The organism is Labrys sp. 22185 (assembly GCF_052045555.1).
Taxonomy (GTDB): Bacteria; Pseudomonadota; Alphaproteobacteria; order Rhizobiales; family Labraceae; genus Labrys; species Labrys neptuniae.
Genome location: NZ_JBQEPH010000010.1, coordinates 80804 through 91762, shown reverse-complemented (window position 1 = coordinate 91762; position 10959 = coordinate 80804). Strand labels below are relative to the sequence as shown.

General features: G+C 63.6%; 12 protein-coding genes and 1 pseudogene. 7 read left to right on the top strand and 6 right to left on the bottom strand.

What is annotated here, in order from left to right; genetic code table 11:
* The first annotated feature begins 22 nt into the window (after positions 1 to 22).
* The 7 genes from ACTJKX_RS20160 to ACTJKX_RS20130 all read left to right on the top strand — a co-directional run bounded on the left by ACTJKX_RS20160 (position 23) and on the right by ACTJKX_RS20130 (position 6604).
* Positions 23 to 967 carry a quinoprotein relay system zinc metallohydrolase 2 gene (locus ACTJKX_RS20160; RefSeq protein ID WP_440726282.1) on the top strand — a complete coding sequence of 315 codons (945 nt, stop codon included), beginning with the start codon at positions 23 to 25 and terminating at the stop codon, positions 965 to 967.
* Positions 968 to 1319: 352 nt separating this feature from the next.
* Positions 1320 to 3122: a lanthanide-dependent methanol dehydrogenase XoxF5 gene (gene xoxF5, locus ACTJKX_RS20155; protein ID WP_311940499.1), complete on the top strand. Its 1803-nt coding sequence runs from the start codon at positions 1320 to 1322 to the stop codon at positions 3120 to 3122.
* A 339-nt stretch (positions 3123 to 3461) separates the two neighbouring features.
* The gene (locus ACTJKX_RS20150; RefSeq protein ID WP_376717733.1) at positions 3462 to 3941 is read left to right on the top strand and encodes a c-type cytochrome, methanol metabolism-related; all 480 of its coding nucleotides are present in this window, start codon (positions 3462 to 3464) and stop codon (positions 3939 to 3941) included.
* A 43-nt stretch (positions 3942 to 3984) separates the two neighbouring features.
* Positions 3985 to 4800 (top strand): substrate-binding domain-containing protein, encoded by an 816-nt coding sequence (locus ACTJKX_RS20145; protein ID WP_440726365.1) that lies wholly within the window; start codon positions 3985 to 3987, stop codon positions 4798 to 4800.
* A gap of 4 nt (positions 4801 to 4804) precedes the next feature.
* Positions 4805 to 5353, top strand: a complete 549-nt coding sequence (locus ACTJKX_RS20140) for a PQQ-dependent catabolism-associated CXXCW motif protein (RefSeq protein ID WP_440726281.1) — start codon at positions 4805 to 4807, stop codon at positions 5351 to 5353.
* Between the two features lie 43 nt (positions 5354 to 5396).
* On the top strand, positions 5397 to 6233 hold the full coding sequence (locus ACTJKX_RS20135) for a quinoprotein dehydrogenase-associated SoxYZ-like carrier (protein ID WP_440726280.1): 837 nt from the start codon (positions 5397 to 5399) through the stop codon (positions 6231 to 6233).
* An 86-nt stretch (positions 6234 to 6319) separates the two neighbouring features.
* Positions 6320 to 6604, top strand: a complete 285-nt coding sequence (locus ACTJKX_RS20130; RefSeq protein ID WP_440726279.1) for a hypothetical protein — start codon at positions 6320 to 6322, stop codon at positions 6602 to 6604.
* Positions 6605 to 6617: 13 nt separating this feature from the next.
* Here ACTJKX_RS20130 and ACTJKX_RS20125 read toward each other — a convergent pair whose 3' ends face one another.
* From ACTJKX_RS20125 to pqqA, 6 genes and pseudogenes are all read right to left on the bottom strand, one after another.
* Positions 6618 to 6977: a hypothetical protein gene (locus tag ACTJKX_RS20125; RefSeq protein ID WP_394313236.1), complete on the bottom strand. Its 360-nt coding sequence runs from the start codon at positions 6975 to 6977 to the stop codon at positions 6618 to 6620.
* Positions 6958 to 7647 (bottom strand): hypothetical protein, encoded by a 690-nt coding sequence (locus tag ACTJKX_RS20120; RefSeq protein ID WP_440726278.1) that lies wholly within the window; start codon positions 7645 to 7647, stop codon positions 6958 to 6960. Before ACTJKX_RS20120 ends, ACTJKX_RS20125 begins: the two co-directional genes overlap by 20 nt.
* Complete coding sequence (gene pqqE / locus ACTJKX_RS20115) at positions 7644 to 8774, bottom strand: pyrroloquinoline quinone biosynthesis protein PqqE (protein ID WP_440726277.1); 1131 nt, start codon at positions 8772 to 8774, stop codon at positions 7644 to 7646. The genes ACTJKX_RS20120 and pqqE overlap by 4 nt, the downstream gene beginning before the upstream one ends.
* Positions 8771 to 9789: pseudogene (pqqC, locus tag ACTJKX_RS20110) on the bottom strand (pyrroloquinoline-quinone synthase PqqC). Before pqqC ends, pqqE begins: the two are co-directional and overlap by 4 nt.
* Positions 9786 to 10703, bottom strand: coding sequence for a pyrroloquinoline quinone biosynthesis protein PqqB (gene pqqB, locus ACTJKX_RS20105; RefSeq protein ID WP_311940509.1), 918 nt, complete (start codon positions 10701 to 10703; stop codon positions 9786 to 9788). The pseudogene pqqC and the gene pqqB overlap by 4 nt, the downstream one beginning before the upstream one ends.
* A gap of 44 nt (positions 10704 to 10747) precedes the next feature.
* Complete coding sequence (gene pqqA, locus ACTJKX_RS20100; RefSeq protein WP_068288997.1) at positions 10748 to 10840, bottom strand: pyrroloquinoline quinone precursor peptide PqqA; 93 nt, start codon at positions 10838 to 10840, stop codon at positions 10748 to 10750.
* Positions 10841 to 10959: the final 119 nt, after the last annotated feature.

Below are 10959 nucleotides of genomic sequence, written 5' to 3'. Positions count from 1 at the left end.
GGCCGAGGAAGGAGCTTGCAGGATGCAACGGCTCGTGATGCTGGCCCGGCTTTGGATGACGGCCTGCCTTGTCCTGCTTCCCGGCTTCGTTTCGGCTGAGACGCTACCGACGCCCTTGCCGATGACGGAAATAGCCGAGGGCGTCTTCGTTTTTGCCGCCCCGCATGAACTGGCCGCGCCGGGCAATGCCGATGCTATCGGCAATGCCGGCTTCGTCGTTGGCAATGAGGCGGTCGCGGTCATCGATACGGGTGGTTCGCGGCAGGCCGGTCTTGCCCTGTTGGCGGCCATCCGCGCCCGTACCGACAAGCCGATTCGCTATGTCATCGACACCCATGTCCATCCCGACCATCTGCTCGGCAATACCGCCTTCCGCCTGCCGGGCGTGACGATCGTCGGCCATGCCAACCTGCCCGAGGCCCTGTCCGCGCGTGCCGGGACCTATCTGTCGGCGACGCGCCGGCTGATCGGGGAGGCTGCCTTCGCCGGCACCGAGGCGGTCGCTCCCACCTTGCTCGTCAAGGACCGGCTCGATCTCGATCTCGGCGGCCGCCGCCTCCTGCTGGAGGCCTGGCCGACGGCCCATACCAACACCGATCTCACCGTGCTGGACGAGAAGACGAACACCTGGTTCCTGGGAGACCTGCTCTTTGCCGGCCACGTCCCGGCGCTTGACGGCAGCCTCATGGGCTGGATTGCCGTGATCGACACCCTGCGCTCGCGTCCGGCCGCCCGCGTCGTGCCGGGCCATGGTCCGGCCGCGATGCCCTGGCCGGCGGCGGCCGATCCGATGCGGCGCTATCTCACGCGCCTGCGCGACGACGTGCGCGCGATGATCGCCGAAGGACGGACATTGCGTGAGGCGGCGGAACGGGCCGGGCAATCCGAGCGCGACAACTGGCAGCTGTTTGACGAGTTCAATCCACGCAATGCCACAAGTGCCTTTCACGAACTCGAATGGGAATAGCCAGTACCCAGCCGAAGAACCGTATAGTACCGCCGTGATTTTGCGGTGCACTCAATAAATGATGCGACGCACCATAATAAGGTAAAAATAAATCTAGTGTCATGTCAGTCAAATCTTGCATGAACTGAACACGTTGCATAAGGTAACGCATCTTCGACTTCCAACGGCACCGTGATGGGGATCGCAGTGTCGATTCGAAAGCCAGCGGCTTATGCCTATGGCTACGAGGCGGATCCGCCGGCTGTGACACGCTGTCGAAGAGACGAGGTATCCCCAAGGCTAGAAGAACGACATCAAGTTCGGCATGTGGTCCGGCGGGACGGCATGCGTGTGGCCACTCGGAGGAAGCCCAATGAAAATATTGATAGCGTGGCTGGGCGTGGTCTGCTCGCTGTTATTCGGCGCGCAGGCCTACGCCAATGACGAAGTTCAAAAGCTGACGCAGGACCCCAATCAGTGGGTGCTGCAGACCGGCGATTATGCGAATACTCGATATTCGAAACTTGACCAGATTACTGCGGAAAACGTCAAGAAGCTCCAGGTTTCCTGGACATTCTCGACGGGCGTCCTGCGCGGCCATGAAGGCTCCCCGCTGGTCGTCGGCGACATCATGTATGTCCATACGCCGTTTCCCAACACGGTCTATGCCCTCGATCTCAACAATGAAGGCAAGATCATCTGGCGTTACGATCCCAAGCAAGATCCGAACGTCATTCCCGTGATGTGCTGCGACACGGTCAATCGCGGCCTGGCCTATGCAGACGGCAAGGTGTTCCTGCACCAGGCCGACACCACCGTCGTGGCGCTCGACGCCAAGACCGGCAAGGTGGTCTGGTCCGTCGTCAACGGCGACCCGAAAAAGGGCGAGACCAACACCGCGACCGTCATGCCCGTCAAGGACAAGGTCCTTGTCGGCATTTCCGGTGGTGAATTCGGCGTGCGCTGCCATGTCACCGCCTATGACCTGAAGACCGGCAAGCAAGCCTGGCGCGCCTATTCCATGGGCCCGGACGAGGAAATGCTGGTCGATCCGGAAAAGACCACCGAACTCGGCAAGCCGATCGGCAAGGATTCCAGCATCAAGACCTGGCAAGGCGACCAATGGAAGACCGGCGGTGGCTGCACCTGGGGCTGGTATTCCTATGATCCCAAGCTGAACCTGGTCTATTACGGTTCCGGCAACCCCTCTACCTGGAACCCCAAGCAGCGCCCGGGCGACAACAAGTGGTCGATGACCATCTTCGCCCGCGATGCCGACACCGGTATGGCCAAGTGGGTCTATCAGATGACCCCCCATGACGAATGGGACTATGACGGCGTCAACGAAGTCCCGCTGGTCGATCTCAAGATCGACGGCAAGGAGCACAAGGCCCTGGTCCATCTGGACCGCAACGGCTTCGGCTACACCCTCGACCGCGAGACGGGCGAGCTCCTGGTTGCCGAGAAGTATGACCCGGTCGTGAACTGGGCCACCAAGGTCGACATGGACAAGAACAGCAAGACCTATGGTCGTCCGCTGGTCGTGGCCAAATATTCGACCGAGCAGAATGGCGAAGACGTCAACACCAAGGGCGTATGCCCCGCGGCTCTCGGCTCCAAGGACCAGCAGCCGATGGCCTATTCGCCCAAGACCGGCCTGTTCTACGTGCCGACCAACCATGTCTGCATGGACTACGAGCCGTTCAAGGTGAGCTACACCCCGGGCCAGCCCTATGTCGGCGCTACCTTGTCGATGTATCCGGCCCCCAACAGCCATGGCGGCATGGGCAACTTCATTGCCTGGGATGCTGCCAAGGGCAAGATCGTATGGTCGCTGCCCGAGCAGTTCTCGGTGTGGTCCGGACCGCTCGCGACCGCCGGTGGCGTCGTGTTCTACGGCACGCTGGAAGGCTATCTCAAGGCGATCGACGCCAAGACGGGTAAGGAACTCTACAAGTTCAAGACCCCCTCCGGCATCATCGGCAACGTGATGACCTACACCCACAAGGGCAAGCAATATATCGCCGTGCTCTCGGGTGTCGGTGGCTGGGCCGGCATCGGCCTGGCGGCAGGCCTGACCGATCCGAATGCGGGTCTGGGTGCCGTTGGCGGCTATGCAGCCCTCAACAACTACACGGCGCTCGGCGGACAGCTGACGGTGTTCGCGCTGCCATGAGCACGTGATGCAGCAGCCAGGGCAAGGCGCGTTCCGCCGTGAATGCGCGTTTGCCCTGGCTTGCTGTCTCAGGTGTCTTTGCGCCCCTTGTCGATATCGGCAAATTGCAAACACTTTGGCCGATCATCCCGTCGGGGCTGGGGAGACGTCGTCTTTCCCAGCCCCCTCGCCAGACAAAAACGAAGACTTCCGGCTTTCGGTGCCCTTCGGCCCGCGAAATGGTGGTCTGTGCCCTGAGTGGGAGACAAACGATTGCTTGTTCAAGCCAATCCAACGAAATCACGAGCCGGGAACCGCCCCGCCCCCCTGTATCGCAACGCGCTCTTCGGCCTGACGGCGTTGGCGCTGGGCCTCTTCGCAGCGACCTCGGCCTTCGCCGACCCGGCCAAGCCGGCCAGCAGTGAAGACGGCAAGTATAGCGATGCCGAGGGTGCACCGACCTATAACATCACTGCAGATGGCAATGTGGATTGGTATACCTTCTCCGGCTATCGGCGCTACCATTCCGAATGCACGGTCTGCCACGGCCCCGACGGGGCAGGCTCGACCTATGCGCCGGCGCTCACCGATTCCCTGAAGAAGATGAATTATGAGCAGTTCACCACTGTCGTGGTCCAGGGTCGCAAGGATGTGAGCACGTCGAGCCAGAAGGTGATGCCGACTTTTGGCACGAACCGAAACGTGATGTGCTATCTTGATGACATCTATGTTTATCTGCGGGCGCGCAGCGATGGTGCCCTCGCACGTGTCCGTCCCGAAAAACACGACCCCAAGCCGCAGAGTGCCAAGGATGCCGAAACGGCCTGCATGGCAAACTGAGTCCAGCCTGCTTCTTGTTCCCGGCCTTGTCCTAGCCGGGATGGTGCTCGGTTTGAATTCCGCCAATGCCCAGCAGGTGCCGGAACTCGTCGACAAGGCCAATCTGCGCGTCTGCTCGGACCCTGCCAACATGCCGTTCTCGAACCGCCGCCAGGAAGGGTTCGAGAACCGCATCGCCGAGATCGTTGCCAAGGAGTTGCAGCGGCCGGTGCGCTATTACTGGCTGCAGCAAGGCATGGGCTTCGTGCGCAACACGCTGGGCACCGGCCTGTGCGACGTGATCATCGGGGCCGCCTCGGGCTCCGATCTCACCCAGCACACCAATCCCTACTATGCGTCGACCTATGTCCTCGTGGTCAAGGCGGACGGGCCGCTGGCCGGCGTCACCAAGCTGGAGGATCCCGCCCTCAAGGGCCGTCGATTCGGCATCATCGCCGGGACCCCGCCGGGCGACCACCTGCAGCGTCTTGGCTTGATCGCCAACGCCAGGAGCTATGGGCTGACGCTGGATCAGCAGGACAATGCGGCGGGCAAGGAAGCCATCGACGATCTCGTCGCCGGAAACACCGACGGTGCGCTGCTGTGGGGGCCGATCGCCGGCTATTACGCCAGCAAGGCGGCCAAGCCGCTCAAGGTCATTCCGCTCGTACAGGAAAGCGAGCGCCCGCTCCTGGCCTATCGCATCACCTTCGGCATCCGGGCCAACGAGACGCAATGGAAGCACACGCTCAACGCTGCCATCCGCAAGCATAGCAAGGAGATCGCGCAGGCGCTGTCCGACTATGGGGTGCCGCAGGTTTCCGTCGACAGTCTGCCGGCCGAGCGGCCCAATCTCGCCGCGGGCCAGGTGCAGGAATAAGGCGATGATCAGGCCGATCGCGCGCAGTGCTGTCCTTCTGGTCCTGGCCCTTGCGACACTGCCCGCCCATGCTGGTTCCCCGCCCGAGCCGAGCGGCTATCGTCTCAACGACTACAGGGCACCGACACCGGCGACGCTCGCCGGAGCCACGGTCCTGGATACGGCGCGGGCCGAGGCACTCTGGAAGCAGCGAGGGGCCATCTTCGTCGATGTCCTGCCGCATCCCCCGAAGCCTGCCGAGCTTCCCGCCGGTACGCTATGGCGCGATCCGCCGCATGAAACCATTGTCGGCGCGGTATGGCTGCCGGAAGTCGGGCGCGGTGCGCTGGCGGCGGCGACGGAGGATTATTTCAAGCGTAGCCTGGCCGAGTTGACCCATGGCCGCCGTGAGGAGGCGCTGGTGTTCTTCTGCAAGAAGGACTGCTGGATGTCGTGGAACGCCGCCAAGCGGGCGCTCGGCTATGGCTATGGCCGGGTCTATTGGTATGCCGACGGCGTCGATGGCTGGAAGGGCGTAGGCTTGGCCCTGGAGACGGTCAAGCCGCGGCCGTGAACGGCTGTCTTTGTGCTGCCGGCATCAGAAAGGGAGATGGACGATGACCTTTCTTGAAAAACGGGCAGGATCGTGCCCTTCGCGCCGCCGCTTCCTGGGTGGGACGGGGCTGGTCGCGCTCATGCTCCTCGCCATCCCGGGCTGGGCCGAGGCCGGTGACACACCGAGCGAGGCGAGCTGGGAGTCGATCCGCCCGGATCTCTTCGGCGAAAAGACCATCGATGCCGAGCCGGTCTTGCGATTGAGTGCGCCGGTCAGGGCAGAGGATGCGGCGCTGGTGCCGATCGAAGTGCATGTCGACCTGCCGGCGGATGACAGCCGCACGATCAGGGCGATCACCCTGGTGGTGGACGAGAATCCCTCGCCGCTGGTCGCTGCCTTCAAGCTCGGCGAGGGGCGCAGGCAGTTCAGCCTGTCGACGCGCATCCGCGTCAACTCCTATTCCTATGTCCGGGCGGTCGGTGAGACCAGCGACGGCAGGCTGCACATGACCAAGGCTTTCGTGAAAGCGGCCGGCGGCTGCTCGGCTCCGGCCGGCAAAGATCCTGTGGAGGCGAAGGCCAATCTGGGCAAGATGCGCTTTCGCGACTTCTCCGGGACGGGCAGCAAGGAAGCCCAGATTCAGATCCGCCACCCCAATTATTCCGGCATGCAGATGGATCAGGTGACGCGGCTCTACACGCCGGCCTGGTTCGTGCAGACCCTGGCGGTCACCCAGGGGCAGAGACCGATCTTCTCCATGGAGGGCGGCATCTCGCTCAGCGAGGATCCGACCTTCCGCTTCAGCTATGACAAGGACGGCCAGCCGATCTCCGTCGATGCTAGGGACACGGAAGGGAACGAGTTCAAGCGCGCCTTTCCCGCGGATGGAGGCAGTTGAGGAACTCTTTGACGTGCCTCCTCGGATCGAGGACATAACGTGTCGTGCGCAACATTGCCGCTGAAACACCGCGATGTGATCAGGCCATGACCGAAAGCCCGGAAACGCAGGATACCGTCGAAATCCGTCTCGATGCCAACGAGGCCGTCGTCCTGTTCGAACTGCTGTCGCGCTGGTGCGATCCAAAAACAGATGCCACGCCGGCAGGCACCTGTTTCCGGAGTACAGCCGAATGTGCCGCCCTTCTCGGGCTTCTCGGCCATCTCGAAAAGCAATTGGCTGCGCCCTTCAAGCCCGATTACAGGGAGATCGTCGCGCGGGCCCGGCAGCGTCTGGAACCGCTGTGGGATGGCGCGACCCTGAACGGCTGAGTGCCTGGAAATCCTATTTGAAGCAGCGGATCTCGGCTTCGGCCTGGGTGCGCCGGAGATTGGCGACGACGTCGTCGAACTGCTTGGTGCTGCGGAAGATGGCGGACTGCTGGCCGACACCCTGGCGCATGGACAGGATGGTTTCGGCCCTCTCATAGCCGTCATAGGGCAGGATGGAGGCAATCACGTCGATCGAGCAGGCGCACCGTTCCATGGCTTCCCGCGTCTCGCCATTGGCGGCCATGCAACCGATCACATAGTCGACTCGCGCCTTGGTCGGATAGTCGTTCTCGACCTCAGCGGCGAACGCGGGAGCGGCCGTGGCTGCCAGCATCAGCAATGCCAGAAGCGTGTCAGTCAGGCTTGGCCTCATAGGATATTCCTTCGTCGAGCAGCGGGCTGTTCTTTCCTGGCGCCGAGACTTCGATGCGAGCGATCTCGCCGGGCAGGTCCCTGGCCACCAGGAATTCGTAGCGCAGCGTGTCCAACCCGTTGAGCCGGGCCTTGTTCGGGTCGTCGCTGAAGGGCTGGATCGAGACGCGCCAGCCGGGAAGCGTGCGGCCCTCGAAGGGGATTTCCGCCGGCTTCACCTCGGCCTTGTCGCGCAGGGCCGTACGGATGGCCGTTTTGAAATAGCGCGGATTGGCCTGGTAGGCCTCGGCGAGCACGCCGATATGATGCTCGAGGAAGAGGCTCAGCACCGGATTGCCGCTCATGTTCTCGAACGGCCCGGCGGCGCGCCGGTGCGCACCGCTGAAGAGCTGGACCTGCACCGTGCGGGTCTGCTCCGTCTCGCCCTTGTCGAGAGTGAGGCGGATGGTGTCGTCGAAGGAGGCACCGTAGAGTTTGTCGTCGGCGCTCTTGCGGTGGTAGGCGTAGGTGAGCACCTGGTTGACGGCGGTCTTGTCGAGCTGGGGTTCTTCGAACAGCAGGGTGGCGGCGTCCGGCGTCGCCGCGGCCGCATGGGCAGCACCGGCGAGGACCAGGAGGGCCGGGGCGGACAGCCATGCTCTTCCCGGCTTGCGACGTGCACGATCGTTCATGCCGGCTGTCCTTCCATCGGTCGGGGGGCGGCTGTCATGACGCGGTAGTCATAGGCCGGCGGTGAGGAAACGGCCGATTCGCTGGCGGCCAGGGCCTGCATGCGGTCGTGCCAGGGCGATTTGTGGCAGGCTGGATCGGTCACACCGGCATCGCCGGTCAGGGCCAGGGCCTGGCAGCGGCAGCCGCCCCAGTCGCGTTCCCGGCGCTCGCAACTGCGGCAGGGATCCGGCATCCAGTCGGTGCCACGATAGGCATTGAAGGCCGGCGAGTTCAGCCACGCCTCTGCCAGCGTATGCTCACGCACCGACCAGAATTCGAGGTGGGGGATGGTTTCGGCAGCATGGCAGGGCAGGATCTTGCCCGATGGCGTGACGTTGAAGGTCCGCCGCGCCCAGCCGCCGTTGCAGGGCTTGGGATAGGCCGAATAATAGTCGGGCACGACGAGGTCGATGACGATGCGGCCTTTCAGCCTTTCGCGTGCCTCCTCCACCAAAGCGATCGAGGCATCGGCCTCGGCGCGCGTCGGCATCAAGGCGGCGCGGTTGCGCTGCGCCCAGCCGTAATACTGGGTGTGGGCGATTTCGACGCGCTTGGCCTGCATCTCGACGGCAAGATCGATGATGTCGCCGACCTCGCCGATATTGGCGCGGTGGATCACGGCATTCACCGTCAGCGGCAGGCCGAGCGCCACCACATGCCGGGCGAAGTCGCGCTTCCTGGCATGGGCTCCGGCCAGGCCGCCGATATGTTCCGCCGTTTGCGCCGTCGCAGCCTGGATCGACAGCTGCACATGGTCGAGACCGGCCTCGGCGAGGGCCTCGAGCCGGGCATCGGCCGCGCCGACACCGGCCGTGATCAAATTGGTGTAGAGGCCGAGTTCGGCACAATGGGCCGTCAGCTCGACGATGTCGGGCCGGGCCGTCGGCTCGCCGCCGGACAGATGCACATGCAGGACGCCGAGGGAGGCGGCCTCCGAGAACACACGCTTCCAGGTCGCCGTGTCCATTTCCTGCGCGCGGTGGTCGAGTTCGAGCGGGTTGGAGCAATAGGGGCAGCGCAACGGGCAGCGATGGGTGAGCTCGGCCAGCAGGCCGATCGGATTGGGGATGCGGGCGTGGTTCGTCATCGCTCGATCACCCGCTTGGTGAGGAGATCGTCGAGCATGGCGATGACATCGCCCTCGATCACCTCGCGCTTTTCGCCATAGCGTTCGGCGAGCAGATCGCAGATCGCGCCGACGCTGCGTTGGCCGTCGACCAGTTCCACCACGCTGGCGGCGACCGCATCGAGGCCGAAGGCACGCTCTGGCGCCAGCAGCATGTGCTTGTTGCGGACGCTGTCGAAGCGGAGCCTGACCCCGCGCGGCAGGCTGGGGACGTCCTCGGCGGAGAGCGTGCTCATGATGCCAGCTCCATGCCTGGAAGCCAGGCGCCGGGCGGCGGCAGGCCGGGTGTCACATAGGCGTGATGCAGGCCGTCGAGCTGCGCCCACAGCACGTCACATTTGAAGGCGAGGGCGGCGAGGACGGATTGCTGCAGGGCGATGCTGGTGGCGTGGCGCTTGACATAATCGAGCGCGAAATCGGCATCGCGGGGGGCCTGCGACAGGCGCTTGTCGAAATAGGCGAGGGCCTGAGGGGAGATGAAATCATAGCTCGCCAGCATGCCGGCAAGGCGTTCGGAAATGATGGTGGGCGCGAACAGCTCGGTGAGGGAGGAGGCGATCGCCTCCAGGAGCGAGCGGTCGCGCACGAAATCGACATAGGCTTGCACGGCATAGCGGGTCACCGGCAGCAGGCCGCGGGTGGAGACGACGTAATCGCGCGGGAAATCCAGGCTGTCGGTCAGCTTGAGCCAACGCTCCAGCCCGCCATCGCCATCACCGGTGCCGTCATGATCGACGATGCGCTGGCGCCAGATCCGCCGCAGCCCCGGGTCCTGCATGCGGGCGAGGATAGTGGCGTCCTTCACCGGGATCATGGCCTGGTAGAAATAACGGTTGAGGGCCCAGGCCCTGACCTGGTCGCGGCTCAGCCGGCCGCCATGCAAGGCAGCATGGAAGGGATGGAGATTGTGGTAGCGCTGATGGCCGATATCGCGCAAGGCAGCTTCCAGCGCGGCGGGGGAAAGGAGCGTTGTCATAGCGAAAATACCATGCCGTCATGGGCGACCTGCCAACCCGCCGTCTCGACCGCCTGCCTTTGAGGCGAATCCTCCACCAGGACCGGATTGGTATTGTTGAGATGGATGAAGACCCGCTGTTCCACGGGCAGGCCGGCGAGGGCGGCCATCGATCCGTCAGGGCCGGCAATCGGCATATGACCCATGCGCCGCCCCGTCTTGGTGCCCAAGCCGTGCCGGATCATCTCGTCGTCCTCCCACAGCGTACCGTCGAACAACAACAGATCGGCACCGGCAATGGTTTCGCGCAGCCAGGGCGGCACGTCGGCGCAGCCCGGAATATAGGCGATCCGCCTGCCGCCGCCGGCCAGGATCACGCCCACCGTCGCCTCGCTCTCCTCGCCCAGACGCATCGGTTCGTTCTCGCGCCAGAGCGGCAGTTTTCCCGGAACCGGTACCAGGGTCACGGTCAGGCCCGGCAGGGCCTCAAAGCTCTGGCCCGGCCTTACCGCCTTTCGGTCGACGAGGTCGCGCGCCAGCACGTCGAAGATCCGGTTGCCGGCGAGGCTATCCAGCGTCTCGGCCGTGCCATAGAGCGTGAAAGCCTGGCGCTCGCGCAGGCCCAGCAGGCCGGCAACATGGTCGACATCACCGTTGGTCAAAAGCACCGCAGCAATCGGCGAGTGGCGCGCGGATCCCTTGTGATGCGATGGATCCCCGGGCTGGAGCGCAGGCACAGCCTGGAGTTGCTGGCGGATGTCAGGCGAGGCATTGAGCAAGAGCCAATCCTCCCCATTTACCGAAACCGCGATACTCGACTGGGTGCGCGGCCGGACCCTAGGATCCCCGGCCCACGCAAGACGGCAGACCGGGCAAGCACAGTTCCATTGCGGAACCCCACCCCCGGCCGCCGCCCCGAGAACGATGGTATGCAAGCTTGCCTGCACGACCCCGATTCCGTTGCTGTCGCCGGTTCAACTTAGAATTCCGGCGGCAGGTCCTCATCGGACATATAGCCCGTCACTTCCATTCCAACGCAGAACTCGATGATTTCAGGTTTGGTCCAGCGCATTTCAATTCCTCCGTTGCTTGGTTTGTGAGCTTTTTCATAAGGAATTTATAAGTATTAATCTTGGATGATACCAAGATCATTACCAACAACACTATCCACGTCTTCCATCAATACCGCAA

Excerpts from the sequence above, each read along its gene's own strand:
- ACTJKX_RS20160 (WP_440726282.1), top strand. The coding sequence starts at position 23 with ATGCAACGGCTCGTGATGCTGGCCCGGCTTTGGATGACGGCCTGCCTT.
- xoxF5 (WP_311940499.1), top strand. The coding sequence starts at position 1,320 with ATGAAAATATTGATAGCGTGGCTGGGCGTGGTCTGCTCGCTGTTATTC.
- ACTJKX_RS20140 (WP_440726281.1), top strand. The coding sequence starts at position 4,805 with ATGATCAGGCCGATCGCGCGCAGTGCTGTCCTTCTGGTCCTGGCCCTT.
- ACTJKX_RS20135 (WP_440726280.1), top strand. The coding sequence starts at position 5,397 with ATGACCTTTCTTGAAAAACGGGCAGGATCGTGCCCTTCGCGCCGCCGC.
- ACTJKX_RS20130 (WP_440726279.1), top strand. The coding sequence starts at position 6,320 with ATGACCGAAAGCCCGGAAACGCAGGATACCGTCGAAATCCGTCTCGAT.
- ACTJKX_RS20125 (WP_394313236.1), bottom strand. The coding sequence starts at position 6,977 with ATGAGGCCAAGCCTGACTGACACGCTTCTGGCATTGCTGATGCTGGCA.
- ACTJKX_RS20120 (WP_440726278.1), bottom strand. The coding sequence starts at position 7,647 with ATGAACGATCGTGCACGTCGCAAGCCGGGAAGAGCATGGCTGTCCGCC.
- pqqE (WP_440726277.1), bottom strand. The coding sequence starts at position 8,774 with ATGACGAACCACGCCCGCATCCCCAATCCGATCGGCCTGCTGGCCGAG.
- pqqA (WP_068288997.1), bottom strand. The coding sequence starts at position 10,840 with ATGCGCTGGACCAAACCTGAAATCATCGAGTTCTGCGTTGGAATGGAA.